Below are 25,582 nucleotides of genomic sequence, written 5' to 3'. Positions count from 1 at the left end.
CTCCCGGTGACCGGTCGCCCGGCCGTCCGGCGCGAGATGACATGCCGGAAAGCGGAGCAGGGGATCGATTGGCGGTGCAAACATTATCGGAACCACGCCAAACCCGGTCGCTCCTGTCCTGGCGCGCGCTACACGTTCTGGCGCTGGTTGCTGCCATCGCCATTTCGGTCACGGGCTGGTCAGATTTTGTCGAGCGCGAGCTCATCGACCTGCGCTTCAAGTTGTTTGCGCAACCGGCCGATCGGGATCTCGTCGTCGTCGCAATCGATCCGCAGAGTCTGCGCGAGTTGGACGTGTGGCCATGGCCGCGCCGCTACCACGCCGAGATCATCGAACAGCTCCTGGCTGCAGGCGCCGAACAGATCGCTTTCGACATCGATTTCAGCTCGTCTTCAGCACCCGGGGATGACGAGATCCTGGAGGAAGCATTCCGTTCAGCCAGTGGACGCGTCACCCTGACCGTCCACAAGCAGCTCGTCCGCACGGGCGACGGGGTCGAACTCGTCCATACGGAGCCGCTGGCCTCGTTCAGGCCTTACGTCAACCTGGCGAGCGCCAATGTCTATCCCGATGACGACGGCGTGATTCGACAGATGCCGACCTCCGACACCTGGCGCGGAGAAAGATTGCCGACGATCTCCGCCAGCCTCGCCGGCGCAGATTCTTCAGCGCCGCCGTGGTTCTACATCGACTACGCCTTCGATCCTCTTTCGATGCCGGTGCTGTCGTATTCGGATGTGCTGGCAGGGCGGTTCGATGCGGAGCGGGTTCGGGGCAAGCGTATCATCGTCGGGGCGACCGCCATCGAGATGGGCGATCAACTTCCAGTCCCTGTTCACGGTTCCATAAGCGGCGTCTTCATTCACAGCCTTGCCTATCAGTCGTTGACGCAGGGACGGACGCTCCAGTTCGTCAGCGGCCTGCCGTTGACCCTCGCGATCGGAGTCATTGCCCTCCGCTTCGGCCAGCATTTGGCAAGACGCTCCTGGGCTTTCACGGCGCTCTTCACGGCCGCTGCCGTCTTTCTCGTCATCGCCGCGGCGAGCGTGCTGCAGTTGGCCGCACCGTTGATCCCGGAAGTCATGCCGACCATCGCATTTCTGGCGCTTCTGTTTCCGATCGAGCTGATCAAACGCATCGACCAGCAAGCCGTTCGCATCCTCTTCCAAGGGCTGCAGCTGCGGCGCACGAGCGCCATGATGCAGACCATCGTCGACAACACCTTCGACGGCATTCTGATCATTCGTCGCGACGGCTCGATGGAGATGGCCAATCCTGCCGCAACGGCGATCTTCGGGGTTCCCGGCCACGAGCTTACGAACCTCCGTGTCGGACGGCTCATCCCGGATCTTGTCGGGCAGGATCGGTCTCACCTCGATATTCCGGAGTTGCAGGTGGGTGTGCATGAGTTTCGCGCGAGGCGGCCGGACGGGACGACCTTCCCGGTGGAATTGGCAACCAGCGAGATGCGGGCGGGGGAAGAGCAGTTCTGGGTCGTTCTGGTGCGCGACATCACGAAGCGAAAGGCATACGAGGCGCAGATCAGGCACCAGGCCCTTCACGACGGCTTGACCGGACTTCCCAACCGGACCTTGTTGATGGATCGCCTCCGCCTTGCGATGGATGCCGCCGTCAGAGACGGGAAACCTCTGTCATTGCTCTTGTTGGATCTGAACCGGTTCAAGACGATCAATGACACGCTGGGACACGATGTGGGTGATGAGCTTCTTTGCGAGGTCGGGAAGCGATTGTGTGCGCCGCTCCGGCGGGCGGACACGGTGGCGCGGCTGGGAAGTAACGAGTTCGCCATCTTGTTGCCGGCGGTGATGGACATGCCCGGCACCCTGGCCGTGTGCAACAGAATACAGGAGTCATTCAAGGCTCCGTTCCAGCTTTCCGACCTTTCGCTCGAAGTCGGGGTCAGCATCGGTGTCGCCTTGTTTCCGGATCATGCCACCGAGCCGGCGCGCCTCCTTCAGTGTGCGGACGTTGCCATGTTCATGGCCAAGCGGCGACAGCTCGGGAGCGCCGTGTACGATGCCCAGCAAGACGCGAACACCATCCGGAACCTGACGCTGACCGGCGAACTTCGCCGGGCGATCCATAACGGGCAACTTTCGTTGGTCTATCAGCCGAAGATCGACCTGAAAACGCAGCGCGTTCGCGGCGTGGAAGTGTTGTCGCGCTGGCGGCATCCGACGCACGGCTCCATCCCGCCCGACGAGTTCATCCCACACGCAGAGGTAAGCGGCCTGATTGGACCGATCACGGAGTGGGTGCTGGCGACGGCAATGAGAGAGATGTCCGCGTTGCAGCAAGCAGGGTTTGCGCTCGACCTCGCGGTCAACTTCTCGCCTCGCGTGTTGCAGGATGATGCCCTGCCACAGATGGTCGCCGACAGCATTCGAACGGGGCGCCTGGACGCGCGTCGACTGACCCTGGAAATCACCGAGAGCTTCTTGATGGATGATCCGGAAGACCGGCTTCGCATCATCAACGGTCTTCGCGACGTCGGGGTCCGGCTTTCGATCGACGACTTCGGCACCGGCTATTCATCGCTTTCATACCTGAAGCGCCTGCCATTGGACGAGTTGAAGATCGACAAGGGGTTCGTCATGAACATGCACGAAGACCAGGGCGATGCCACGATCGTGCGTTCGACCGTCGATCTTGCTCACAACCTGGGGCTCAAGGTGGTCGCCGAAGGTGTCGAAACACGGGAGCACGTGCAAATGCTGCAGGCGCTCGGCTGTGACATCGGCCAAGGCTATCTGTTCAGCCGACCGCTTCCGGCGGACCAACTGCAATGTTGGCTTCGGGACTCTCCCTGGGGCTTTGGCCGCGCGGCCGCGCCTGCTGTTGAAGCAGTACCATCCTGATCAAGGACCGACACGTCCCGGTTACGGGCCGCACCGCTGGCCGCGGTGGACGCTTCGCCTTGCCCGCGGCGGCGACCGGCTTGCCTCTGACGCCGTGAAAACACGAGGCGAGCCTCCGTTGCCACAAATGTGCGGGTCTCACGGACCAGTCCGGGACCCTTCATGCCGAACCGGACTTGGGAGACGAGGACTCCGGAGAAGAGGACAGGGCGCTGCGACGTTCTGATCGGGGCTGCGGCGCAATTCCGAGACTCGATGCTCAACCCGTCAAGGCCTCAGACCGTTCGCGGTCCGAGGCGCCTGACGCGGCCATCCACGGGCTTTTCAGGCCCCCTTTCCCTTACCCCTTGCCGTTGCCCTTGCCATTGCCCTTGCCATTGCCTTTCCCGGGGTTGTCGTTCGGTCCGTAGGCCTGGCCGTTGCCGTTGCTGTGCGGATTGCCCCCGGGGCTCCTGACGATGCCGTGGCCGTTGCTGGCCGGGTTGCCGCCGGCGCCCCAGCCCCGACCGTTGCTGCCGCTGCTCGGGTTGCCGCCGACGCCCCAGCCCCGGCCGTTGCTGCCGCCCGGGTTGCCGCCCGCGCCCCAGCCCCGGCCGTTGCTGCCGCTGCCCGGGTTGCCGCCGGCGCCCAAACCGACGCCGTACCCGGCGCGGTCGCCTTTGTTCGCCATCCGCCCGCTCGACCTGCCGGGTCGTGCGTCGCGAACAAGCCCGTCCGTGAGTTCGGCGACATCGACGGCGGCTCCGCCGAGGGTCCGCGTCAGCTTCCATACCTTGGCGTTGCCGACCGCTTGCGGTTTCTGCGTCTGTTGGCCGTTGTTCTGCGCCTCGTTGATGCCGGTGTCCCTGGGGTTGTCGTTCGGCACCGATTGGTCCGAAGTTTGGCGCGACCCGCCGACGATCGATACGCCGGAGCCTTTACGCGGCGATACCAAGGCCGTCTCGCCAGGCCGGAGGAGTCGAGATTGATTGCTGGCGAAGTCGCTGACGCGCACGGCGCCCTCGACCAGATGCACCGAAGCAGCGCCGTCCCGGACACTGACGTTGAACGTCGTACCCTTGACGACTGCGGCGAGATAAGGCGTTCGCACCTCGAAGTGTTCGGTCCGCCGCTTGTCCACTTTCAAGAAAAGGGCGCCGAGACTTTGGACGATGGTCGTCCGCGCACCATCGTTGCCGCTGACCGGCACCTCCATGCTGCTGTCCGGCGCAAGCGTCACGGTGCTCCCATTGTTCGCAAACTTTGCCCTCCCCGACGGGCCGGAACTGAGACGGCTTCCGGGTTCCACTCGGTCTCCTTTCCTGAGGTACCCGGATCTTTCCAGCGCACGCTCGACGCTCACTTGTCCCTGCACGTCCAAGACGACCCATGGATCGGATTGGCCGGCGTTGGCGCGATCGCTTCCGCTCGCGAAGGCAGTCGCTGCGAACGCCAGGAAGACCAAAGACGCTTTGGTCCGAATTTTCAGAGACATGAGGGGCTCCTGTTTTCCGTAACCCGCTGCTGACAGCCGGCTCGTGTGCGCCCTGGTTGGGTTTGGCCATCGCAGTCGCATCGCCGATGCACGCAGCTTCCACGGTCAAGGTATACCACCAGTCGGGGGTATAATTCTGTGACAGCCATCACATGAACTTAAATAAACGTTTATATACACGCACGAAAACTGCAAAAAAATTGGCTAAAATTGCTTTGTTATAAGATCATATTCTGCTACAAGCTGGTGACTTCTGTAGATCGCTGATGATACGTTCGATATTTGTAAGCGTTTACTTGAAATTATCGCCGAAACACGTGGCAACTGTCTTTTTTCGCTATCGGTCGATAGAGCCAGTTCGCTTTACGGCCAGGCTTCGGACACGCGCTCACGGATACGCTCTTGTTGAATGCGGGCATTGATTAACCCATTTGGGGTATATTAGGCATCGCCTCCGCGGATGCTCTGGGCGTGGTCACCAAAGTCGGGCCCCCGACGGCTACGCCCTGCCTGACACGAAATTGATCAACGTAGATGCCGTGAGGCCGGCATCGCTCGTGTTGTGTGATGACGACAGGTGATTTGTGAGAACCGGCGAAATGGCCCGGCTGAGTGCGACAAGGCTCGGCGTTTCTGTGCTTCTGGTGATGATTGGTTGCGTTTCCGGCTTTGGCCAAGAAATCAGCGCGCCGTTGCTCCGCACGGAGAATGCCGCCGACATCGTGCGGCGCATCAACGAGCGGGAGGCGCCGGTCCCGCCTCCCGAGCCCGAGTTGCCATCTCCTCCTACAGCCGTCGTGGAGGAACTCGAGACGATCGAATTTGTTCTCGCGGCCGTGTCGATCGAGGGGGCAACGGTGTTCACGGCGGAAGATTTTGCGCCCCTTTACGACGAGTTCTTGAGCCGCCGCGTCACCACGGCGGACGTCAGTGGAATCCTCGATCGAATGACCGGGCTCTACCGGGAGAAGGGCTATTTTTTGTCGCGAGCGGTGGCCCCTCCGCAGGACCTGCAAGCGGGGATTCTGCGCATCGTCGCTATCGAAGGCTATGTGGAGAGCGTGGTGTTCGAGGGAGGCGCCGGCGAAAACGCCCTCCTCGGCCCCTATGCCGAGCGGATCGTCAGAGAACGTCCCCTACGCCTCGATGCCCTTGAACGGGCCATTCTGCTGATCAATGACATCGGCGGCATCACGGTCTCGGCGAGATTGAGGCCGAAGGACGAGGCGCGCGGGATCTACGAACTGATCCTGTCCACCGAATACGACGCCGTCGATGCATTCGCCTCCTTCGACAATCGCGGGACGGAAGGCGTCGGTCCACTGCAAGCCTGGTTCGGCGGCGGGCTCAATACGGTGCTCGGACGTCGCGAGAGGCTGCAAGCGACGGTACTCACCGTGCCCGACAACCCTAGGGAACTCAAGTACGGGTCGCTGTCGATCGAGAAGCCGGTCGGTTTCAACGGGACAAACCTCTCGCTGTTCGGGTACCTGAGCGACGTCAACGAAAGCGCGGCACTGCAGCCGGATCCGCAAAGCCGGGCGGTGCTGCTGTCGTTCCGGATCTGGCACCCGCTGATTCGCTCCCGGCGGCAAAACCTGTGGCTATCGGGGAATTTCGACCTGCTCAACTCGGAGCAGGAACTGAACGGTGCGACAGTGCTCAAGGATCGTGTTCGGGTTCTTAGTGCGAGAGCAGACTACAATCTTGTCGATTCGTTTGGCGGCGCGACGTTTCTCACGACCCAGGTCAGTCAGGGGGTCGGCATTCTGGGGGCCGGCGAGGTGGATGCCGCGCTGCGATCCCGCGCGGGTGGTCGGCCCGACTTCACGAAGTTCAACTTCGGCGTCACGCGGCAACAGGGGTTAAGCGAGAACTTCGGCCTGCAATTCGATGCTGCGGGCCAAATTTCCCTTCACCCCCTGCTTTTCCCGGAGCAGTTCGCGGTGGGTGGCAGCCGTTTCGGCCGTGCTTACAACTTCTCGGAAATCGCAGGCGAGCATGGCGTGGCCGCAGCGGTCGAACTCAGGTACGGACGTGACGTCGGCGAACCCTGGCTCGAGGCCTTCCAGGTGTACGGGTACTACGATTTCGGCGCGGTCTGGAACGAGGTGCGCGGCGCGGGCACGATACGGGACTCGCTCGCTTCCGCGGGAGCGGGCGTCCGCTTCACGCTCCTTCCCGGACTGCGCACCGACATCCTCGTCGCCAAGCCGCTCACACGCCCGGTTTTCGATCAGGGCAACAAGGATGTGCGCGCCTTCGTCATCGTGAGCGCAGACTTCTGATCCGCGTTTCCGAAGCCGCCACAGCCATCGCGCCGTCATCGCGCTGGTCGAAGTCTTGTTCCAGACGTGGGGACAGCCCTGGGTGGCTCAGGACCGCGCGGGCGTCGTCGGTAATGTCGCGACGTTCTTGCCCGTGAGATGTGGTCGGCTCAGAAAATAAGCACGAGCAGGCCAATAACGACGAGCAGACCGATCAGAAAGATAACACCAATGGTGCCACCAATGAACTTGAGCATCCCGATCCCTCACTTCTTGCCGCGGAGGGCGTCCTTGGCCTTGCCTACGCCTTTCTGGACCTTGCCCTCGGTCTGATCGGCCTTGCCGCTGCGCTGCGTCTCCTTGTCGCCGGTCGCCTTGCCGACCGTTTCTTTGGCCGAGCCGATAACGTCCTTGGCTTTTCCTTTGGTGCGGTCTTCATCCATCGAGTTTCTCCTTCATCGTGTGCAAGGAGCAACGCGAAGAGCGGCGTCAAGTTCCACGTCCGTCGCTATCAGGGCGCCTCGTACGCGCCTCCTCCGAATGTCGCGATCTGCGGGCAACTCGGCTCTCCACCATGTTTCCCGCCATGTTTCCCACCATGTTTCGTGAAACCGGCTCCGGGACCAATAATCTTCTTTCCACTTCTCTTCCCGGCCCTTGTTGGCGCGCCTCAGACGCAGTAGTATGGGGTAGTAGGGGGGAGAATAATAAACAAGAACTGCCCTCGCAAAGAACGTAGCCAGCCGGTTTGGCGGGGAGGCGCTGGTGGCCAGACAGTTCGGGACGTCGTTTGTATCTTTGCTTTATTTTGCCAGGTGGCGGTGATGCCCCGAAAGGCATCGGCGAGAAGTCCGTCGGCCCGACACCTCCGGCCCGGCGCCCCTCCCGACTGGCCTTGAACGGGGAAGGCAATGGCAAAAGGCGGGGCACACGAACCGGCTGTAGTCCCGGGCGAACGGGGTCGGCGGGTCATCGCGATCTTTTCCGATGGCACGGGTAACAGTTCGGGCAAGCTGTTCAAGACGAATGTCTGGCGTCTCTACAAGGCGCTCGACACGGATCCGGTGACCGCGGACCAAGCGGCCGCGGGAGAGGCGGAGCAGATCGCCCATTACGACAACGGCGTCGGCACGTCGACGTTCCGCCCTCTGATGCTCCTCGGCGGTGTTTTTGGCGTCGGTTTGAAGCGCAATGTCCTCGACCTCTACACGTTTCTCTGCCGAAATTACCGGGAGGGCGACGACATATATGCCTTCGGGTTCAGTCGCGGCGCATTCACCATTCGCCTGGTGATCGGGATCGTTGTCCAGCAAGGACTCGTCCCGTACTCGGGCGAGGCGCAACTCCAGCGCGATGCTCGCGACGCCTATCGTGCCTACCGCAAGCGCTTCAATCCACCGGGATCTCAGTTCCTAAGGTTGCTCTTCCTCCGCAGTTTGCGCTGGCTCCGCGACGCGATCCTCCGGCTTTGGCGCAATCTGACCGGCAAACCGCTCTACTCGAGGGAGAACAATATCCCCATCGGGAAAATTGCGTTTGTCGGCCTCTGGGACACCGTGGCGGCTTATGGCTTGCCGATCACCGAGATGTCCCGCGGCATCGATCGCTGGGTCTGGCCGCTGTCGATGCCGAACTATAAGCTGTCCCCGAAAGTCCAGAAGGCGCGTCATGCGCTGGCACTGGATGACGAGCGCGACACCTTTCATCCGCTGCTCTGGGACGAAGAGGAGGAGGAGAGGCTTGAGGACGCGGGCGAAATCCAGCCCGGCCGCATGCGCCAAGTCTGGTTCGCGGGCATGCACTCGAACGTCGGGGGGGGCTATCCGGACGACGCGCTGGCGTTCGTCTCGCTGAACTGGATGATGAAGGAGGCCGGAGCCGGCCTGCGCCTCAGGCCCGAAGCCGTCATGGAGGTCCAGGGGGCGCTCAACGAGTTCGGGCCGTTGCACGATTCCCGCCGCGGCCTCGCCAGCTATTACCGGTATCAGCCGCGCAAGATCCGGGCCCGCAAGGATCTGCCCGACCCGACCTCGTTGATCATGGTCGATCCGGTTCGGGATCAGCGCGCGCAGCTCAAGTCGGTGGTGGTCCACGAGAGCGTGGTCAACCGGATCCGATCCGGGACGGACGCGTATGCCCCCATCGTTCTGCCTGAAGCTTATAGCGTCGCCCTTGCCGACGGCGGGATCGTCCCCGCGCCCGAGACCGACGCCGGGGAACGGGCCCGACAGCAGGAATGGGTGTGGAACGTCGTCTGGCGCAGACGGATCAGCTATTTCACGACCGTGAGCATGTCCCTGTTGCTCGCTCTTATGCCGGTAATCAACGCGGTATTGCCGCCGTCGGCTTGCGCGGGTCCACAATGCCTCCTGGTTCCGGTGATTTCGGCCGCCGGAACGATTTTGCCCGGCTTCGTCCAAATATGGATCGAGGCTTTCACGGCAAGGCCCGGCCTCTTCGCGGTGCTGGTGATCGCCATATTGCTGCTGCTGTCCACCAGCACGCGGCTGCAGACGCGCATCCACGACCGGATGCGCGCGCTCTGGGCAAAATCCCTTGGGCGGCCCGGCATGCCGCCGGCGCCGCGGGGTGACCCCTGCCGGAGCGCCGCCTATCGGGTTCGGGCGAATCCGGTCTACCAGAGATTTTTCCGGTACCTGAAATGGCGGCTGGTTCCATTCTTGTTTGGCTTGCTCGTGCTGGGCATGGGAGTGGTTCTGTTGCTGGCGGTGCCCTTCACCGTGACGCACCGGGTTTCGATCGCTGTTGGCGAAAGATCGGAACTATTCTGCACGCTCGGCCCGGCGGAGCCCGTTGCCGCGCCGGTCACCGTGCCGGAGCTGTTCACCATCAGCGACCGCTGCTGGTCCACCGGGCTCGCGGTGACCGAGGGACTCCGGTACCGGGTCACACTCACTGTCAGGGATGCTTGGCGGGACGAAGGCATCGCGGCGGATCCCGTTGGTTTCGAATCCGAGAAATTGCCCTGGTACCTGCGGCCGGCCGCCTTCTTGCGCCGCTCGCCGGCGCACCGTTGGCTCCAGCCGATCGTCAAGGTCGTGCCGGACTGGACGCTGTTCAGCCATAGTCAAGCACTCGAGGTCGAGCGCGTCGATCCTCACGATCTGGTCTACGTCGCGGAGTTCGAAGCGGCCCGCTCCGGCGCCGTCTTTCTGTATGTCAACGACGCGATCAATCCCTGGAGCTCGCGCGACCGGTTCTATGCGAACAATGTGGGCAGCACCGAGATCCGCCTGGAGCTCGTGCAATAGTCCAAGGGGCTGACTGTCACGGGTTTTAGCGGTCGCCGTGAAACTCCGACGCGATCTCGTCACCAAGCGCCTTCCTGCTCCCCAAGGAGCCCGGCAAGGCAGCCACCAATTCGAGGGAGGCTCAACAACGATATCCCCGGTCATGGCGTATCACTCCTTCCCGGAAGAATGTGGCGGGCTCCCAGCCCAACGTCGTCCCTTCACGCACTTCAGGCCATAGGTCGGACACTGCCTGTAGGACACTGGCCGTTGCACGCACCGACGAAGCCCATCGACCGCGCTCGGGCTAGACCGCAAGGCCCGTGTCGGTTTCGTCCAGACATAACATCCTCAATGATGTTGATATCGCCCGATGATAAATATTGCGTGGCTAAATAATAGCTATTCGATAGCTATTATTTGTTGACATTTTCCGATCCGGCTGCTATGTTGAGCATGGATAAGGAGGCTCGCATGAATGGCAAACGGACCATGACGCTCAACCTGACAGAGCCAGAAATGAGGGCTCTGGAAGACTTGTCGGCGAAAAAGGACCTCAGCAAGACGGCCGTGTTGCGCCAAGCCCTGAGGCTCTACCAGCTCATCGAGACTCGGGTTGAGGCGGGAGAAAGGTTCTTCTTCGAGAACGAGACGACCAAGGAAAAAGCGGAGGTTATGCTGCTGTGACGATAGAATCATCGACTGTCTATTTGTTAGAAGTAGAGAGTGGATATGCCGTAGAAGCAAAGCTGCGTGACGCGATATCGGAGGACCAGCTCCGAGATTGGGAAGACCATTGGCAACCGGCTTTGTGGATTGCGCTGTTGCGGCTTGATGCCGAAGGGGTGCGGCAAGTAAGGCCACAAAGCGCCCACTGGAACTGGCAAACCAAAATGGAACGCATCCGGGGCCTTCTTGCGCATCAGACCTTCTGCATTGTGTGTGACGGGATAACGCAGGGCATGATGCAGGTTGATTTGACACGGACGTCCCGGATCGAAAGCCAAAGGGCGAAGCCACTGGTTTATGTCGATTACCTAGAGAATGCCCCGTGGAACAGGCCGGAGCTTTATAACCCCGCCCGTTACCGGGGCGTCGGAAGTATGCTGATAAGAGCGGCGATCGAGCTGAGCCTGCAGGAAGAGTTTCAGGGACGGATCGGTCTTCACTCGCTGCCGCAGGCTAACAACTTTTACGGAAGGAAATGCGGCATGACGGATCTTGGTCCGGATGCTGCCTATCAAGGCCTCCGCTACTTTGAGATGACCCCCAAACAGGCACGGTCATTCATTGAGACAGGAGAAGAGAAAGGAAGGAGCACATGAAACTGGAGGTGACAAAGGAGTGGTGCATGGCCAGGGCTCAGATCGAGGGAGATTCTGAGATCGGGGCTGGCCTTCTCGCCTTGGACACTAATGCGGAAAGCCCCGCGCCACACCATGGAGAAGAAGCTCAGATTGCATTTGGCCGGTTCGTTCGGCTGATGCGGAGAAAGAAAGAGCTAAGCGTGGAGGAGCTGGCAGCAACGGCGGATGTCGATCTTGGCGAACTTGTCAGCATAGAAGATGACGCGCACCACAAACCGGAGCCGAGAACGGTCTATCAGCTCGCACGAGCGTTTGATGTTCCGAACACGAAGCTTTCGCAGCTGGCCGGACTGGCCATTGCCAAAGATGTTCGGTTCAAGCAGGAAGCCATGCGTTTTGCAGCCCGGTCGGAACCGATCGAAAAGCTGACGCCGGAAGAGAACGCCGCTCTGGAAAGCTTTATTATGGTGTTGAGTGACAAAAGCGAACCAGGTGACAAAGCGCGTTGAAAAATATCATTCTCTCGCCGCGAACGGCAGCTGACATAAATAAACGCGTGGAAAAGGTTTTTGAGGGGGCTCGGGAATCCCGAGCCCCCTCTGCGCTCGACCTTCTCCCGTCGTCGAACGAGGCAATGTAGCGGGCGTGGCCGCTATCGGTCCCGCGGCCGCTGCCTCGCCGGCATGAGCGCCTTTGCCGCAGGCGATCCTGACGCGGGGATCGGACCCGCCCGTGAGTGGGTCGCTGGCGCGGGTTTGGTGGCTGACCCTCGGGCACGGGCGGGGTATATAGTTCGTAGCATCGCGCCGCACCGGGCTGGAAGGCGATGCCGTGGGACGCCATGACCGGCGGAACGATCCCCGAAGGGCAGGTACGGAATGTCGCGGTTCATCGAGGACCTGCTGCGCTCGCGCGGCGGGGAGAAGTTCAAGCTCCACGAGCAGTTGATGAACACGCAGATGGTGCGTGTTCTGAAGACCATCGGGTTCGATCGGCACTATACGCGCGGGGTGGGACCCTACCTGTTCGACGAGCACGGCGATAGATATCTCGATCTGCTGAGCGGGTGGGGGGCGCTGGCGCTCGGCCGCAACCATCCGGTGGTCAACGGCGCGTTGCAGGAGGTGATGGAGGCCGAGCTTCCCAACCTGGTGCAGATGGACGTCTCGCCGCTGAGCGGGTTGCTTGCCGAAGCCCTGCTCGCGACGGCGCCGGGCGACGGCCTCGAAAAGGTGCTGTTCGCCAACTCGGGGACCGAGGCGGTGGAAGCGGCGATCAAGCTCGCCCGCTACGCCACCCGCCGCGACGGCCTTATCCATTGCGACCACGGGTTCCACGGGCTCACCATGGGCTCGCTGTCGTTGAACGGCGACGCAACGTTCCGCAACGGCTTCGGGCCGCTGCTGCCGGACTGCCACATGGTGCCGTTCGACGACCTGGAGGCGCTCGAGGCCGCACTTCGTCGGCGCACGGCGGCGGCGTTCGTGGTGGAGCCGATCCAGGGCAAGGGCGTCAACATCCCGTCCGACTCGTACCTCCCGGAAGCGAAGCGGCTCTGCGAACGCTACGGCACGGTGTTCATCGCGGACGAGATCCAGACCGGCCTCGGCCGCACCGGAGCGATGTGGGCTGTCGAGCACTGGGGCGTCGAGCCCGACATGCTGGTGACCGCCAAGGCGCTGTCGGGCGGGCAGATCCCGGTGGGCGCGGTGCTGAGCCGGAAGCGGATCTACAACGCGGTGTTCGACCGCATGGAGCGGGCGGTCATTCACGGCTCCACGTTCGGCCAGAACAACGCCGCCATGGCCGCCGGCCTCGCCACCCTGCATGTCCTGAAGGAGGAGCGGCTGGTGAGCCACGCCAAGGCCATGGGGGAGCGGCTCATGGCTGCCATGGCGCCGTTCGTCGAGCGCTACGAGTTCGTCAAGGACGTGCGCGGCAAGGGCCTGATGATCGCGCTCGAGTTCGGGCCGCCGCAGAGCCTCAAGCTGCGCGCCTCGTGGGCGATGCTGGAGAAGGCGGACAAGTCGCTGTTCAGCCAGATGGTGCTGGTGCCGCTGTTCGCGAAGCATCGCATCCTCGCCCAGGTGGCCGGCCACGGCATGCATGTGATCAAGCTGCTGCCGCCGCTGGTGATCGACGAGGCCGACGTGGCGTGGACGGTCGCGGCGTTCGATGACGTCATCGCCGACTGCCACAAGGTCCCGGGATCGATTTGGAGCCTCGGCACCACGCTGGCCGGACATGCCATCGCCGCACGGCGCTGACGCTGCAGCAACGGTGCCGCGCCCGAGCCTGCGGCATCCGCTGATGGGGGCGCGTCTCACGACGTTGCTCCGCGTCCTCCGCGATTATGGGCCGGTCGCGCCGGAGCATCGGCGGCTGGTCGCGATGATGGTGCTGAGCGCCGCCGCCCGATCGCCGTTCCGGCTGTGGGAGGCGGCCAGGTTTGCGCGCCTCAGGCGTTCGCGATCGCCGCCGGAGCCGCCGCTGTTCATCATCGGCCACTGGCGCACCGGCACCACGCATCTGCACGGCCTGATGGGCTGTTCCCCCGCGTTCGGGCACATCTCCCCGATCGCGAGCGGCCTGCCCGACGAGCTCCTGACCCTAGGCACATGGTTGCGGCCGCTGCTCGAACGGGCCCTGCCGGAGGATCGGGAGGTGGATCGGGTGGCGGTGACGCCGACCTCGCCGCAGGAGGACGAGATCCCGCTCGCCAACCTGCAGAACCTCTCGGTTTTTCACGCCGTCTACTTCCCCCGACACTTCCAGGCGCTGATCGACCGCGGCGTGTTCCTGGATGGGGTCGGCGAGCCGCAGATCGCCCGATGGGCGCGGCTGGCGAAGGAGTTCGCGGACAAGGTCGCGATTCACCAGGGCGCGTCGCGGATCGTCATCAAGAACCCGGTCTACACCGGCCGCCTCGCGCGGCTGTGCGGGATCTGGCCTGGCGCGCAATTCATCCATATCCGCCGCAACCCGTACGAGGTGTTCGTCTCCACGCGGCGCTACTACCGGACCCTGTTGCCCAAGCTGGCTTTGCAGCCGTTCGCGGAGATCGACATCGACGATTTCGTTCTCACCACCTTCACCCGCCTGATGGACGCGTTCGAGGCAGAACGCGGGTGTCTCTCCGCCCGGCACCTCGTCGAGGTCAGCTATGAGCGCCTGTGCCGGGATCCTGTCGCGGTGCTCGCCGACATCCACGCCCGGCTGGGCCTCCCGGCGTGGGAGGCGACGCGCCCCCGCCTGGCTCAGTATTTGGCGACGGTCGACGGCTACCGCACCAATGCCGATCCCATCTCCGCCATCGACCGCGCCAAGGTCGACGCCCGCTGGCCGGACGCCGTCGCGGCCTGGGAGCGGATGGCGAAGTAGCATTGCCAATGCCCGGAGGTCGGCGGTGCGGCGATTGCATCGTTTTTCCTCATCCGTTACAACGCTTCTGCTTTGTGGACAGGCGGGGGAGAATGACGTGAAGGTCGAACGCTATCTCGGAAAATACGGCGGACCGGTGTTCACGGTGAAACCGGACACCTCGGTCGCAGAGGCTGCGCGCCGGTTCGGCCATCCTACCGGCGGCAAACGCTTCTCGGTTTCGGTTGTCGTCGACGATAGCGAGCGGCTGCTCGGCATCATCTCGTTGGGCGACATCGCCCACGCCCTCGGCCTGCATGAAGAGGCTGCGGCAAAGATGCAGGTCGAGGAGGTGATGACCACGGACGTCTTCACCTGTCGCGCCGACGACGTGCTGGAAGATGTGCTGAAGGGACTGGCGGAGCGCGGTATTCGCCATGCGCCGGTGGTCGACGACGGCAAGCTGATCGGCATCGTCGCGCGCCGGGAGGCGCTGGAGTTCCTTTACCAGTGGGCGCAGGTGGACGTGGATCACCTCACCGAGTGGCTGTTCAGCTCGCACGCCCGCTACTGAGCAACTGGGCGATCGCCGCTTCCGGAAGGATGGAGCTCTCGTACTGGGTCGCCTCGGCGCCCCAGGCGACTGCGGTTTCCAATGCGTCGGGCATGGTCGCGCCGGACATCAGGGCATGCACCAGGCCGGCCGCGAATGAGTCGCCGGCGCCGGTGGTGTCGATGGGCACGACCGGCTGGGCGGGCACCCGCAACACCTGGTCCTCCGCATAGGCGGCGACCCCGTCGGCGCCGTGGGTCACGATCATCCATTGCAGCAGGTCGCCGCCGACCTCCTTGCCGGCCGCCCATGGGTCCGCAAGCAACTCGCCGGTCACGTCGGACGCAGAGGCCACGAGAATGTGGGCCGGACGGGCTCCGGACATGCTCGGCGGGACGTGCGCGATGAGCAGGGAGGACTCGGCCTTCTCGCGAAGGAGCGGCGCCAGATCACGGCGGCGGCTTCGCACGTAGACACAGTCCGCCTGGAGATCGAGAAGCCTTCTCGGCGGCTCCTCCTCGTGGCTCCGCATCACGTTGATGACCGTCCGCTCGCCGTCGCCGTCGACCAGAATGATGGAGCGGGTCGAGGATTGATCGACGGGCCGCATCTGGGAGGTGTCGAGGCCGGATTCGACGAGCGCCGCCATCAGATCCCGGCCAAGTTCGTCCTGGCCGATCGAGCCGACGATGGTCACGTGATGCCCCGCCCGAACCAGAGGCACCCCGGTGCAGGCGGCGCCGCCGCCCAACCGGGGGCCTCGCCACGCGCCGGAAAGATGCGTTCCTTCACGCAGCGGTTCGTGCAGCTTGACGATCTCGTCGCGGGCCACCGATCCGAGAACCACGATGTCCGCCATTCACCCACTCCGTCCGTCATGTCGGAGGAACCTAGCCGCTGTCGGTCGACCGCCACAAGGGACTCGGACGAACCTCTTCCAAGGGAAGGGGGACGCTAGCCGGCTTGGACGCCCCTACGACGCCAGGGCGGTGCGGATCAGGAGGCCGATGACGCCGAGGGCGGCGACGCCGGCCGCCCACAGGCCGACGAACCAGGCGAGGCGGCTGGCGAGGGAGCGTCCGCTCGCGCCGGACGCGGCCATCAGTGATAACCCTCGTCGTGGCCGACCTTGCCGCGGAACACCCAGTACGCATAGGCCGTGTAGCCGAGGATGATCGGCAGCAGCACCGCGGCGCCGACCAGCATGAAGCCGAGGCTTTCGGGCGGCGCGGCGGCGCGCCAGATGGTGTAGCTGCGCGGGATGATGTAGGGATAAAGGCTGATCCCCAGCCCGACATAGGACAGCACGAAAAGGCCGAGGGCGGTGAGGAACGGGAGGACCGTTCGCCGCTGCATCAGCGACCAGGCCAGCGTCGCTGCCAGACCGGCGACCAGCAGCGGAACCGGCGACACCAGCGCGATGCTGGGCCATGAGAACCAGCGGTCCGCGATCTCCGGGTCGAGGAAGGGCGTCCAGATGCTGACGACGGCGATCAGCGCCACGACGCCGACCCCGAGCGGAAGGGCGCTGCGATACATCCGCTCTTGCAGCGGGCCTTCGGTTTTCATGATCAGCCAGCACGCGCCGAGCAACGCGTAGCCGACGACCAGGGCCGCGCCTGTCATCAGGCTGAACGGCGTCAGCCAGTCGAACCACCCGCCCGCGTAGTGCCGGCCTTCGACGGCGATGCCCTGGACGAAAGCGCCAAGGGCGATGCCCTGGCAGAAGGTGGCGACGTAGGAGCCGGCGGCAAAGCCGAAGTCCCAGAATGCCCGGTTCTCGACCGATCGGAACCGGAACTCGAAGGCGACGCCGCGGAAGATCAGGCCGATGAGCATCGCGATGATCGGCGCATAGAGGGCGGTGAGGACGACGGAGTAGGCCAGCGGGAACGCGGCCAGCAGCCCGCCGCCGCCGAGGATCAGCCACGTCTCGTTGCCGTCCCACACCGGGGCCACCGAGTTCACGACGGTGTCCCGATCGCGGGCGCCTCTGATGAACGGGAAGAGAATGCCGAGGCCGAGGTCGAATCCGTCGAGGACGACGTAGGCGAGGATCGCGAAGGCGATCAGGCACGCCCAGATGAACGGCAGGCTCGCTTCCATTTCAACGCCCTCCCATCGCCGCGGTCACGATTCATGCTCCATGGCCGGCGCCGGCGTGACGCCCGCCGAGCGGATCGGCCGGCCATGCTTCGGCGCCTCGTCGCCTTCGTCAGGCGGCGTCGCCATCATCCGCAGCATGTAGATCGCCCCGGCGCCGAACACGATGACGTAGACCACGACGAAGGCGGCGAGGGAGGCGGCGACACCCGGCGCACCGATCGGCGAGGCCGATTCCGCCGTCCGCAGCATGCCGTAGACCGTGAACGGCTGGCGCCCGACCTCGGTGGTGATCCAGCCGGCAAGTATCGCAAGGATCCCGGACGGACCCATCGCCAGCGCCCACCAGTGCAGCCAGGAGGTTGCGTACAGGCTTCCCCGCCAGCGCAAAACCAGGCTGGCGACGCCGATGGCGACCATCAGCACGCCGAGGCCGACCATGACGCGAAATGTCCAGAACACGATCTCGGCGTTCGGCCGATCGGCCGGCACCCAGTCCTTGAGCCCCTTGACCTCGCCGTCGAGATCATGGGTCAGGATCAGGCTGCCGAGCTTCGGGATCTCGATGGCGTAGCGCGTCTCCTCCGCCTCCATGTCCGGGATGCCGAACAGGATGAGGGGCGCGCCGGCGGTGGTCTCGAACAGCCCCTCCATGGCGGCGATCTTGGCGGGCTGGTGCTCCAGCGTATTGATTCCGTGGAGGTCGCCGGCGACGATCTGCAGCGGCGCCACCAGCGCCGCCATCCACATCGCCATGGAGAACATGGTGCGCGCCGGCTGGCTGAAGCGATCGCGCATCAGATGCCAGGCGCCGACCGCACCGACGATGAACGCGGTGCTGAGATACGCCGCCAGCACCATGTGCACCAGGCGGTAGGGGAACGACGGATTGAAGATCACCGCCCACCAGTCCGCCGGCACGAACTGCCCGAACTCGTTGATCGCAAAGCCGGCGGGGGTGTGCATCCAGCTGTTGGCGGACAGGATCCAGAACGCCGATAACAACGTGCCGAACGCCACCATCAGGGTCGCGAAGAAGTGGAGCCCGCGGCCGACGCGCTGCATGCCGAACAGCATCACCCCCAGGAACCCGGCCTCGAGGAAAAACGCGGTCAGCACCTCGTAGCCCATCAGCGGGCCCAGCACCGGTCCTGTCTTGTCCGAGAACACGCTCCAGTTGGTGCCGAACTGGTAGCTCATCACGATGCCGGAGACAACGCCCATGCCGAAGGCCAGGGCGAAGATCTTCAGCCAGTATTTGAACAGGCGCAGGTACACGTCCCGCCCCGTCAACAACCACAGGCCCTCGAGGACGGCGAGGTAGCTCGCCAGCCCGATCGAGATCGCCGGAAAGACGATGTGGAACGAAATGGTGAACGCGAACTGAATGCGCGCCAGCAGCACGGGGTCGACATCGAACGCAGGCATGATCATCTCGCTGGTTGCATGAGCTCGGCCGGCCAAGCCCTGGTCGGAGCGTGCCGGTTCTCATCGTCGATCAGGCGGGTCAGCCGATCAAGCTCGTCGGCTTCGGCGGTCGGCTTGTCCCGGGGGATACGATGCACCCGCGGAAACCGCATCGCGACCCCCGATTTGTGGCGCGTCGAGCGATGCAGGGAATGGAATGCGATGTCAAGCACCAGTCCCGGAGCCACCGCCCGCACCGGACCGAAGCGGCGGTCCGAGTGGAACGACGAGCGTTCGCCGTAACCGCGTTGGGCGCACATCAGCACGCAATCCACGGTCAACTCATCGCGCTTCGGCTTGAAGCATGGACCTTTGAGACGACCGGACATGCGATCGGGCTCCTGACGGCGGGTCGATACGACATATCTATGTCGGCATGACCGGCTTGCTACCGGAACCGTTCTGCGGCCGAGGGCGGCCGGCACGTGCTGCTGATCACCGCAACCGGCGGCGGCAAGGCGTTGGCCGGTTTCCTGCCGTCGATGATCGACGTCGCGGCGCATCCCGCGGCCGGTCTGCGTACCCTCTACATCTCGCCGCTGAAGGCGCTTGCGGTCGACGTGCATCCCATTCCCCGGTGCGGACGAGGTCAGGGAGCAGGCATGTGATCGGGCATCGCAAGGTCCATGTGCTCATCAGCACGGCCCTGCACGGCGCGTCGCGACCCGAAATGCAGGGTGCTTGACGCACATGTGCGTCTTCTTATATTAAGCTAGTAGAATATGTCGCGAGCCGCTTTCCTGGCTCTCCGCATCTTCCGGCGATACGTCTAACGGAAGGCAACGACCATGACAGAATTCACGCCACTCTCCGCCACGCTGGGCGGGGCCTTGATCGGCTTGGCAGCCGTCGTGTTGATGGCGACCAATGGGCGCATCGCCGGCGTCAGCGGCATCTTTTCCGGGGTGCTGCCGCCTGGAGTCGCGAACGACTGGCCGTGGCGCGCGGCGTTCGTGATCGGACTGCCGCTGGGAGCCCTCACGGTGGCCGCACTCTCGGCCGCGCCGCCGCCCATAACCTTCACGGTCGGGCTGCCGGCGTTCGCCGTCGCCGGGGCGCTGGTCGGCATCGGCACCCGGGTCGGCCACGGCTGCACCAGTGGCCACGGCGTGTGCGGCCTTGCGCGGCTTTCACCGCGGTCGTTCGCGGCGACGGCGACGTTCATGGCGGCGGCGGCGGCCACCGTCTATATTGTCCGCCATCTGGCAGGAGACTGAAGCATGGCCCGCGTTCTTGCCGCCCTGATTGCCGGCATCCTGTTCGGGGCCGGCCTCGCCATCTCGCAAATGATCAACCCGGCCAAGGTCCTGGCATTTCTCGACGTGGCAGGGGACTGGGACCCGTCGCTCGCGTTCGTCATGCTGGGCGCCGTCGCCGTCACCGCGACGGGGTATGGCCTGGTGTTCCGCCGCCGGCGGCCGCTGTTCGACTCCGGCTTCCATGTGCCGACGCGCCGCGACATCGACGCGAAGCTGATCTTCGGCGCCGCCGTGTTCGGCGCCGGTTGGGGACTGGCCGGCTACTGTCCCGGCCCGGCACTGGCTGGCCTCGCCGGCGGCGCCGCGGAAACCATCGTCTTCGTCGCGTTCATGGCGGGCGCCATGATCATGACCAACCGGGTCGGGGCCCGGTGGGGCGATCTCCGGCGTCCGGCTCCATCGCGACCTTGATCCGGGGGAGAACGCTCATGTCCGTCGGCACCGATGCGAGTTCACCCGCTGCGGCCCCGGCTGTGGGCGGACGGCCGGACGTGCGGGGGTTTTTCGACGAGGCCACTTACACCGTCAGCTATGTGGTCAGCGACCCGGCCACCTTGCGGTGCGCGGTCGTCGACCCGGTGCTGGATTACGATCCGGCCTCGGGGCGCACCCGCACCGGTTCCGCCGATGTCATCATCGCCGACATTCGCGAGCGCGGCCTCGCGGTCGAGTGGATTCTCGAGACTCATGTCCATGCCGACCATCTCACCGCCGCTCCTCATATCCAGGCGGCGGTCGGCGGGCGCATCGCCATCGGCGCCAACATCAAGACGGTGCAGGAAACCTTCGCGAGACTGTTCAACGCGGAGCCCGCGTTTGCCGCCGACGGCAGCCAGTTCGAGCGCCTGTTTTCCGACGGCGAGACGTTCAGCCTCGGCTCCCTTGATGGGCGCGCCATGCATGTGCCCGGACACACGCCCGCCTGCATGACCTACCTGATCGGCGACGCCGGCTTCGTCGGCGATACCCTGTTCATGCCCGACTACGGCACTGCCCGCTGCGACTTTCCGGGCGGTGATGCGCGCCAGCTGTACCGCTCGATCCGCCGCATCCTCGCCTTGCCGGATGAAACGCGGCTGTTCCTATGCCACGACTACAAGGCGCCGGGGCGGGACATGTACCGGTGGGAGACCACCGTCGGCGAGCAGCGCCGCCACAACGTCCATGTGCGGGACGGCATCGACGAGGAATCGTTCGTCGCCATGCGTACCGGGCGCGACGCGACCCTCGACATGCCGCGCCTCATCCTGCCGTCGGTGCAGGTCAACATGCGGGCCGGCCGGTGGCCGCCGCCCGAGAGCAACGGCACCCGCTACCTCAAGATCCCGCTCAACGTGTTCTGATCGACGCCCGATGGATGAGCCCCGCCCGCTGGGACGCTGGGCGATGCGCCTCGCGTCTTCAACAAGATATTTGCCGGCGCTGAACTGGGGGCGCGGCTATACGGCGGCTATGCTCAGCAGCGACCTTATGGCGGCGGTCATCGTCACCATCATGCTGATCCCGCAGAGCCTGGCCTATGCGCTGCTCGCCGGGTTGCCGCCTCAGGTCGGTCTCTATGCGAGCATCCTGCCGCTGCTCGGCTATGCCATATTTGGCTCCAGCCGCGTCCTGGCGGTGGGTCCAGTCGCCGTCGTCTCGCTGATGACAGCGGCGGCCGTCAGCCGGGTCGCCACCCCCGGCAGCCCGGAGTACCTGACAGCGGCGATCGCCCTGGCGCTGCTGTCGGGGCTGTTTCTCCTCGCGATGGGTGTATTGCGGCTCGGCTTTCTCGCCAACCTGCTGAGCCACCCGGTGATCTCCGGATTCATCACGGCGTCCGGAGTGCTGATTGCCGCCAGCCAACTGAAGCACATCCTGGGCGTGAGCGCCTCCGGCCATACCCTTCCGGAAATCGTCTCGGCTCTGCTCGCAGAGGTCGATTCCGCCGACTTGGCCACCCTGGTCATCGGCGTCCTCTCGCTGGCCTTCCTGTTCTGGGTGCGGAGCGGGCTCAAGCCTCTAATGCTGCGTTTCGGTGCCGGCCCGCGTCTGGCGACTGTGCTGACGCGGGCCGGTCCGGTCGCCGCGGTCGCCGTCTCGACGGTGGCGGTCGCCGCCCTCGGCCCGGTTACGGCGGGAGTAGACGTCGTCGGCGCCATACCGCCGGGGTTGCCGCCGCTGGCCGTGCCGCCGCTCGATGCCGAGTTGTGGCTCGATCTGCTGCCGGCCGCAGTCCTGATCAGCGTCATCGGCTTCGTCGAGTCGGTTTCGGTGGCCCAAACGCTCGCCGCGCGGCGGCGCCAGCGCATCGACCCGGACCAGGAGTTGCTCGGCCTCGGGGCGGCCAACGTGGCGGCAGCGCTGAGCGGCGGCTACCCGGTGACCGGCGGCTTCGCGCGCTCGGTCGTCAACTTCGACGCGGGCGCCGAGACGCCACTTGCGGGCGTTCTGACTGCCGCCGGCATCGGGCTGACCGCGCTGTTTCTGACGCCGCTGTTCCATTATCTGCCGACGGCGGTGCTGGCTGCGACCATCATCGTCGCCGTTCTGGCGCTGGTCGATGTAGCGGCGATCCGTCGCACCTGGGGATATTCGAAGAGCGACTTCGCCGCTATGGCGGTGACGATCATCGTGGTGTCGACCGTGGGCGTGGAGGCTGGCGTCGTCGCCGGCGTCCTGTCCTCGCTGCTCCTGTTCCTGTGGCGGACCAGCCGTCCGCACATGGCCATCGTCGGGCAGGTGCCGGGCAGCGAGCACTTCCGCAACGTACTCCGCCACGCGGTCGTCACCAGCGCGAAGGTGATGACGGTTCGGGTCGACGAGAGCCTTTACTTCGCCAACGCCCGCTACTTGGAGGATCACATCCTTGACTTCGTGGCGGACCGCCCGGACCTCCGGCACGTCATCCTGATGTGCCCGGCGGTCAACTTCATCGATTCGAGCGCCCTGGACAGCCTGGAGGCCATCAACGACCGTCTCCACGCCGCGGGCGTTGCCTTTCATCTGTCGGAGGTCAAGGGCCCGGTCATGGACCGGCTTCGCCGTTGCGACTTCTTCGAGCGCTTCACCGGCAAAGTGTTCCTCAGCCAGTACGACGCCTTCCGCTCTCTGGATCCCGAAGCCGCCGCCCGCGCTTTGGCCTCGCCGATGCCGGCGGGGGCAGTCGAGACAAGGAACGGTCAGCCGTTGACGATGTAGCCGCCGTTGGGGTGAAGGATCTGCCCCGTCATGTACGACGCATCGGCACTCGCCAGGAAGACGTAGCTGGGCGCGATTTCCGACGGCTGGCCGGCCCGATCCATCGGCACCTGGCCACCAAACGTACTCACCTTCTTTTCCGGGAACGTCGCCGGGATCAGGGGCGTCCACACCGGCCCGGGGGCGACGCCGTTGACCCTGATGCCGCGCTCGACCAGGGTCAGCGCCGCAGACCGCGTGAAGGCGACGATGGCTCCCTTGGTCGACGTGTAGGCGATGAGGTGGGCGTTCCCCTTGTAGGCGTTGACGGAGGTGGTGTTGATGATGCTCGATCCCTCGCCCATGTGGGGCAGGGCAGCGCGGGTCAGATAGAAATAGGCGTGAATGTTGGTGCGGAAGGTTCGGTCCCAATGCTCCGGGGTGATCTCCTCCAGCGTGTCGACATCGTGCTGCTCCGCCCCGTTGTTGACCAGCACGTCGATGCGCTCGAACGTTCCCATTGCCTCCTTGACCAACGCCTCGCAGGCGGACGGATCGCCAAGATCGCCGCGAAACAGAGCGCATCGGCGGCCTTCGTCCGTGACCATCCGCCGCGTTTCCTCGGCGTCCTTGTCCTCTTCAAGATAGGCTACGGCGACATCCGCGCCTTCCCGTGCAAAATGCACGGCAACGGCGCGTCCGATGCCGCTGTCGCCGCCCGTGACGATGGCAACCTTGTTCGCGAGCTTGCCGCTGCCGCGGTATGCCGTACGGATGACCTCCGGCTCCGGGCGCATCTCATGCTCGCGCCCGGGCTGGCGGTCCTGATGCTGCGGGGGGAACTTCTGGTCCATGTTGGCCTCATACTGCCGGGGTTGCCGGAACCCAGGATCAACGAACGTCGACCCGCAAGGTTCCCCCCGGCAGTATGCCGCCGCGCGGCGCTACTTGGTGCTAGCACATCGTGCGAGTCACGTCGCCCAGATGCTGCCGTCGTCGATCAACGCATTGATCGACCAGTCTGCGTTGGGATCGACATCCATCACCCGCACCAAGTCCTTGTAGCCGCCCTTCTTTGCACCGTTGCTGTCGTACTGGATGACGATCTCCGAACCCACTTCGACAGCCCGCAGCACCTGTGCGAGGTTGCCGGGCTCTATGCCGTTCAGATTTTTCAACTGGATGGTGTCGGCGCCCCGTTCAAGATCGTGGATCCTGTCGACCCCCCGCAAGGTATCGATCACGAACGTGTCGTCGCCGAACTCTCCATAGAGGTCGTCGCTGCCGACGCCGCCGTTGAGGGTGTCATCGCCGGTGCCGCCTTCCAGGCGGTCGATGCCGTTGTCGCCGAACAGCTGATCGTCTCCGCCCTCGCCCTTGAGGGTGTCCTTCCCGTTGCCGCCGAAGATCTTCTCGCCGGAGCCGGTGCCGATGAGCAGATCCGCACGGCCGGTGCCGACGATGTCTGCCCCTGGGTCAGCACCACCGCCGCCGCCGCCGCCACCACCACCGCCGCCGCCACCGCCGCCGCCACCGTCGACGGCCATCTCGGCGAGCCACATATCCTTGAACTTAATGACGCGAGAATCCGGAGAAGTCGACTCGGCGCCGGGTATGGAATGATTGTAGACGCCGAACGACGGCAACATCAGCTTGGAAGTCTCACCCGGCCCCTGAAAACCCAGGTCGATCGTGCCGGTGAACAGGGTCTTGCCGTCCAGTTGCCATGACAGGAACCCTTGTTCCGCCTGGGTATACTTGACCGTATGCGTGTACCATTTGTTGGTCTCGATCGCGGCCCCGGCCCAGACATCCGCCTGCCTCGGTTCCCCGCTGGTCCAACTCTCGTCCCGCGCCTCCAGATGGAAGTACGCCTTGCCGGCTTCGCCGCCCGGTTTGTCCTTGTCGATATAGACGCCGACGGGCGGCGGGCCCGCGTATCCACTCTCGAGCCTGTGCATTTGAAGGACGTTCAACCACTGGGTATCGCCGAGCCAGGCATTGGCGCCGCGGGGGAGGAACATCTTGAAACTGAATTCGTACGAATGATCGTAGAGGCTTTGGCGGTAGCCGGTCTCTGCGCTTTGATTCCAGATACCGGCCCCCGTATCGTTGGCCCACAACTGGCTCTGCGAATGAAGGTTTAAATCGTCATCATCAAGGCGAAACACAAGCTCCTTAGCTTTGTTGATCGTCGGGTGCTGGTAATTGTTGTGAAGCCAAAGCCAGTGCGCCGGATTATCGAAGTCGAACTGCACCGCGAAGTGTTCAGGATGGTTGTCCTTCCCGGCCACGAACGCGTTGAACGCCTGCCTCTCGGCGTCGGAAATGATGCTGGCGTTGAATTCCCAGACGGTCTTGTATCCTTGTGACGGCATGTTCCTCTCCCCTGATCGCCGAACGCAGAAGCGGCATCACGCGCTCGCGACCGCAGTCGCCGAACGCGCGCCGCCCGCATGTCGCCTTTGCGAAGCGCCCCCACGCGCCAAGTGTTCGGATGCCC

At 64.3% G+C, this 25,582-nt stretch carries 23 protein-coding genes; 14 read left to right on the top strand and 9 right to left on the bottom strand.

Going from position 1 to position 25,582, the window contains the following annotated elements:
* The first annotated feature begins 74 nt into the window (after positions 1 to 74).
* Positions 75 to 2,879, top strand: coding sequence for an EAL domain-containing protein (locus tag IPM60_13750; GenBank protein ID MBK8908920.1), 2,805 nt, complete (start codon positions 75 to 77; stop codon positions 2,877 to 2,879).
* Between the two features lie 340 nt (positions 2,880 to 3,219).
* On the opposite strand, the gene IPM60_13745 is transcribed toward IPM60_13750, so the two are convergent.
* A complete protein-coding gene (locus IPM60_13745; GenBank protein ID MBK8908919.1) occupies positions 3,220 to 4,353 on the bottom strand; it encodes a FecR domain-containing protein in 1,134 nt (377 codons plus the stop codon).
* Positions 4,354 to 4,952: 599 nt separating this feature from the next.
* On the opposite strand from IPM60_13745, the gene IPM60_13740 reads away from it, so the two are divergent.
* Complete coding sequence (locus IPM60_13740) at positions 4,953 to 6,641, top strand: ShlB/FhaC/HecB family hemolysin secretion/activation protein (GenBank protein MBK8908918.1); 1,689 nt, start codon at positions 4,953 to 4,955, stop codon at positions 6,639 to 6,641.
* Between the two features lie 245 nt (positions 6,642 to 6,886).
* Here the strand turns inward: IPM60_13740 and IPM60_13735 are convergent, their stop codons facing one another.
* Entirely contained in the window at positions 6,887 to 7,063 is a 177-nt protein-coding gene (locus IPM60_13735; GenBank protein MBK8908917.1) for a CsbD family protein, read from the bottom strand.
* A gap of 468 nt (positions 7,064 to 7,531) precedes the next feature.
* Here IPM60_13735 and IPM60_13730 point away from each other — a divergent pair, with 468 nt between their 5' ends.
* The 7 genes from IPM60_13730 to IPM60_13700 all read left to right on the top strand — a co-directional run bounded on the left by IPM60_13730 (position 7,532) and on the right by IPM60_13700 (position 15,112).
* Positions 7,532 to 9,892, top strand: a complete 2,361-nt coding sequence (locus IPM60_13730) for a DUF2235 domain-containing protein (GenBank protein ID MBK8908916.1) — start codon at positions 7,532 to 7,534, stop codon at positions 9,890 to 9,892.
* A 453-nt stretch (positions 9,893 to 10,345) separates the two neighbouring features.
* Positions 10,346 to 10,558 carry a transcriptional regulator gene (locus IPM60_13725; protein MBK8908915.1) on the top strand — a complete coding sequence of 71 codons (213 nt, stop codon included), beginning with the start codon at positions 10,346 to 10,348 and terminating at the stop codon, positions 10,556 to 10,558.
* On the top strand, positions 10,555 to 11,196 hold the full coding sequence (locus tag IPM60_13720; protein ID MBK8908914.1) for a GNAT family N-acetyltransferase: 642 nt from the start codon (positions 10,555 to 10,557) through the stop codon (positions 11,194 to 11,196). The genes IPM60_13725 and IPM60_13720 overlap by 4 nt, the downstream gene beginning before the upstream one ends.
* Positions 11,197 to 11,222: 26 nt before the next feature.
* Complete coding sequence (locus IPM60_13715; GenBank protein MBK8908913.1) at positions 11,223 to 11,687, top strand: helix-turn-helix transcriptional regulator; 465 nt, start codon at positions 11,223 to 11,225, stop codon at positions 11,685 to 11,687.
* A 369-nt stretch (positions 11,688 to 12,056) separates the two neighbouring features.
* Positions 12,057 to 13,445, top strand: a complete 1,389-nt coding sequence (locus IPM60_13710) for an aspartate aminotransferase family protein (GenBank protein ID MBK8908912.1) — start codon at positions 12,057 to 12,059, stop codon at positions 13,443 to 13,445.
* Complete coding sequence (locus tag IPM60_13705) at positions 13,423 to 14,559, top strand: sulfotransferase (protein MBK8908911.1); 1,137 nt, start codon at positions 13,423 to 13,425, stop codon at positions 14,557 to 14,559. Before IPM60_13710 ends, IPM60_13705 begins: the two co-directional genes overlap by 23 nt.
* Positions 14,560 to 14,656: 97 nt before the next feature.
* Positions 14,657 to 15,112, top strand: a complete 456-nt coding sequence (locus tag IPM60_13700) for a CBS domain-containing protein (GenBank protein ID MBK8908910.1) — start codon at positions 14,657 to 14,659, stop codon at positions 15,110 to 15,112.
* On the opposite strand, the gene IPM60_13695 is transcribed toward IPM60_13700, so the two are convergent.
* From IPM60_13695 to IPM60_13675, 5 genes are all read right to left on the bottom strand, one after another.
* On the bottom strand, positions 15,090 to 15,950 hold the full coding sequence (locus IPM60_13695; protein MBK8908909.1) for a carbohydrate kinase: 861 nt from the start codon (positions 15,948 to 15,950) through the stop codon (positions 15,090 to 15,092). The genes IPM60_13700 and IPM60_13695 overlap by 23 nt on opposite strands.
* A gap of 114 nt (positions 15,951 to 16,064) precedes the next feature.
* Entirely contained in the window at positions 16,065 to 16,193 is a 129-nt protein-coding gene (locus IPM60_13690) for a DUF2474 family protein (protein ID MBK8908908.1), read from the bottom strand.
* Positions 16,193 to 17,197 (bottom strand): cytochrome d ubiquinol oxidase subunit II, encoded by a 1,005-nt coding sequence (gene cydB / locus IPM60_13685; GenBank protein MBK8908907.1) that lies wholly within the window; start codon positions 17,195 to 17,197, stop codon positions 16,193 to 16,195. The genes IPM60_13690 and cydB overlap by 1 nt, the downstream gene beginning before the upstream one ends.
* Positions 17,198 to 17,221: 24 nt before the next feature.
* Positions 17,222 to 18,622 (bottom strand): cytochrome ubiquinol oxidase subunit I, encoded by a 1,401-nt coding sequence (locus IPM60_13680; GenBank protein ID MBK8908906.1) that lies wholly within the window; start codon positions 18,620 to 18,622, stop codon positions 17,222 to 17,224.
* Positions 18,623 to 18,624: 2 nt separating this feature from the next.
* Positions 18,625 to 18,990, bottom strand: coding sequence for a hypothetical protein (locus tag IPM60_13675; GenBank protein ID MBK8908905.1), 366 nt, complete (start codon positions 18,988 to 18,990; stop codon positions 18,625 to 18,627).
* A gap of 96 nt (positions 18,991 to 19,086) precedes the next feature.
* On the opposite strand from IPM60_13675, the gene IPM60_13670 reads away from it, so the two are divergent.
* From IPM60_13670 to sulP, 5 genes are all read left to right on the top strand, one after another.
* Complete coding sequence (locus IPM60_13670) at positions 19,087 to 19,269, top strand: hypothetical protein (GenBank protein ID MBK8908904.1); 183 nt, start codon at positions 19,087 to 19,089, stop codon at positions 19,267 to 19,269.
* A 180-nt stretch (positions 19,270 to 19,449) separates the two neighbouring features.
* The gene (locus tag IPM60_13665) at positions 19,450 to 19,878 is read left to right on the top strand and encodes a YeeE/YedE family protein (protein ID MBK8908903.1); all 429 of its coding nucleotides are present in this window, start codon (positions 19,450 to 19,452) and stop codon (positions 19,876 to 19,878) included.
* Between the two features lie 3 nt (positions 19,879 to 19,881).
* The gene (locus IPM60_13660; GenBank protein MBK8908902.1) at positions 19,882 to 20,331 is read left to right on the top strand and encodes a YeeE/YedE family protein; all 450 of its coding nucleotides are present in this window, start codon (positions 19,882 to 19,884) and stop codon (positions 20,329 to 20,331) included.
* Positions 20,332 to 20,348: 17 nt separating this feature from the next.
* Positions 20,349 to 21,263, top strand: a complete 915-nt coding sequence (locus IPM60_13655; GenBank protein MBK8908901.1) for an MBL fold metallo-hydrolase — start codon at positions 20,349 to 20,351, stop codon at positions 21,261 to 21,263.
* A gap of 43 nt (positions 21,264 to 21,306) precedes the next feature.
* Complete coding sequence (sulP, locus tag IPM60_13650; GenBank protein ID MBK8908900.1) at positions 21,307 to 23,100, top strand: sulfate permease; 1,794 nt, start codon at positions 21,307 to 21,309, stop codon at positions 23,098 to 23,100.
* On the opposite strand, the gene IPM60_13645 is transcribed toward sulP, so the two are convergent.
* The gene (locus IPM60_13645) at positions 23,082 to 23,933 is read right to left on the bottom strand and encodes an SDR family oxidoreductase (protein MBK8908899.1); all 852 of its coding nucleotides are present in this window, start codon (positions 23,931 to 23,933) and stop codon (positions 23,082 to 23,084) included. The genes sulP and IPM60_13645 overlap by 19 nt on opposite strands.
* Before the next feature lie 117 nt (positions 23,934 to 24,050).
* The gene (locus tag IPM60_13640; GenBank protein MBK8908898.1) at positions 24,051 to 25,457 is read right to left on the bottom strand and encodes a calcium-binding protein; all 1,407 of its coding nucleotides are present in this window, start codon (positions 25,455 to 25,457) and stop codon (positions 24,051 to 24,053) included.
* Positions 25,458 to 25,582: the final 125 nt, after the last annotated feature.

The sequence above is a fragment of the Rhodospirillales bacterium genome (genome assembly GCA_016710335.1).
Lineage (GTDB): Bacteria > Pseudomonadota > Alphaproteobacteria > Rhodospirillales > Defluviicoccaceae > JADJXQ01.
The sequence above is the reverse complement of the archived record's forward strand: the minus strand, read 5'-3'. Positions and strand labels throughout refer to the sequence as shown.

Coding starts and splice junctions, on each gene's coding strand:
- sulP (MBK8908900.1), top strand. CDS start 21,307: ATGCGCCTCGCGTCTTCAACAAGATATTTGCCGGCGCTGAACTGGGGG.
- IPM60_13665 (MBK8908903.1), top strand. CDS start 19,450: ATGACAGAATTCACGCCACTCTCCGCCACGCTGGGCGGGGCCTTGATC.
- IPM60_13645 (MBK8908899.1), bottom strand. CDS start 23,933: ATGGACCAGAAGTTCCCCCCGCAGCATCAGGACCGCCAGCCCGGGCGC.
- IPM60_13690 (MBK8908908.1), bottom strand. CDS start 16,193: ATGGCCGCGTCCGGCGCGAGCGGACGCTCCCTCGCCAGCCGCCTCGCC.
- IPM60_13725 (MBK8908915.1), top strand. CDS start 10,346: ATGAATGGCAAACGGACCATGACGCTCAACCTGACAGAGCCAGAAATG.
- IPM60_13715 (MBK8908913.1), top strand. CDS start 11,223: ATGGCCAGGGCTCAGATCGAGGGAGATTCTGAGATCGGGGCTGGCCTT.
- IPM60_13705 (MBK8908911.1), top strand. CDS start 13,423: ATGCCATCGCCGCACGGCGCTGACGCTGCAGCAACGGTGCCGCGCCCG.
- IPM60_13640 (MBK8908898.1), bottom strand. CDS start 25,457: ATGCCGTCACAAGGATACAAGACCGTCTGGGAATTCAACGCCAGCATC.
- IPM60_13740 (MBK8908918.1), top strand. CDS start 4,953: ATGGCCCGGCTGAGTGCGACAAGGCTCGGCGTTTCTGTGCTTCTGGTG.
- IPM60_13655 (MBK8908901.1), top strand. CDS start 20,349: ATGTCCGTCGGCACCGATGCGAGTTCACCCGCTGCGGCCCCGGCTGTG.
- IPM60_13710 (MBK8908912.1), top strand. CDS start 12,057: ATGTCGCGGTTCATCGAGGACCTGCTGCGCTCGCGCGGCGGGGAGAAG.
- IPM60_13745 (MBK8908919.1), bottom strand. CDS start 4,353: ATGTCTCTGAAAATTCGGACCAAAGCGTCTTTGGTCTTCCTGGCGTTC.
- IPM60_13735 (MBK8908917.1), bottom strand. CDS start 7,063: ATGGATGAAGACCGCACCAAAGGAAAAGCCAAGGACGTTATCGGCTCG.
- IPM60_13660 (MBK8908902.1), top strand. CDS start 19,882: ATGGCCCGCGTTCTTGCCGCCCTGATTGCCGGCATCCTGTTCGGGGCC.
- cydB (MBK8908907.1), bottom strand. CDS start 17,197: ATGGAAGCGAGCCTGCCGTTCATCTGGGCGTGCCTGATCGCCTTCGCG.
- IPM60_13680 (MBK8908906.1), bottom strand. CDS start 18,622: ATGCCTGCGTTCGATGTCGACCCCGTGCTGCTGGCGCGCATTCAGTTC.
- IPM60_13675 (MBK8908905.1), bottom strand. CDS start 18,990: ATGTCCGGTCGTCTCAAAGGTCCATGCTTCAAGCCGAAGCGCGATGAG.
- IPM60_13730 (MBK8908916.1), top strand. CDS start 7,532: ATGGCAAAAGGCGGGGCACACGAACCGGCTGTAGTCCCGGGCGAACGG.
- IPM60_13695 (MBK8908909.1), bottom strand. CDS start 15,950: ATGGCGGACATCGTGGTTCTCGGATCGGTGGCCCGCGACGAGATCGTC.